Source organism: Pseudomonas sp. SIMBA_068 (genome assembly GCF_046534705.1).
In the GTDB taxonomy this organism is placed as follows: domain Bacteria; phylum Pseudomonadota; class Gammaproteobacteria; order Pseudomonadales; family Pseudomonadaceae; genus Aquipseudomonas; species Aquipseudomonas putida.
Window position 1 is genome coordinate 1 of the sequence record NZ_JAWRYI010001188.1, and the last position, 250, is coordinate 250.

The following is a 250-nucleotide window of genomic DNA, read 5'->3' on the forward strand; positions in this document are numbered from 1 at the left end:
GGTATGGCGGCGCTGAATGCCGATGATATCTGGTACTTTGCCTCGGGCGGCGTGATCGGCAGCCTGGTCAGTAATGCTATTGCACCCTGGTTCAGTCCGGCTGGCGGCACGCTGATGCTGCTCTGCGTCTGGGCGGCGGGCATTACCCTTTACACTGGCTGGTCATGGCTCACCATTGCAGAAAGAATTGGTGGCGTAGTCATGGGCGTACTGACGTTTGCCAGCAACCGCTCACGTCACGATGAACCCT

At 58.8% G+C, this 250-nt stretch carries 1 protein-coding gene; it reads left to right on the forward strand.

Features of this window, described 5'->3' with window-relative positions; genetic code table 11:
- Positions 1 to 250 (forward strand): DNA translocase FtsK 4TM domain-containing protein (locus tag SB756_RS33280; RefSeq protein WP_410913660.1); only part of this gene is annotated, 250 nt, incomplete at both ends.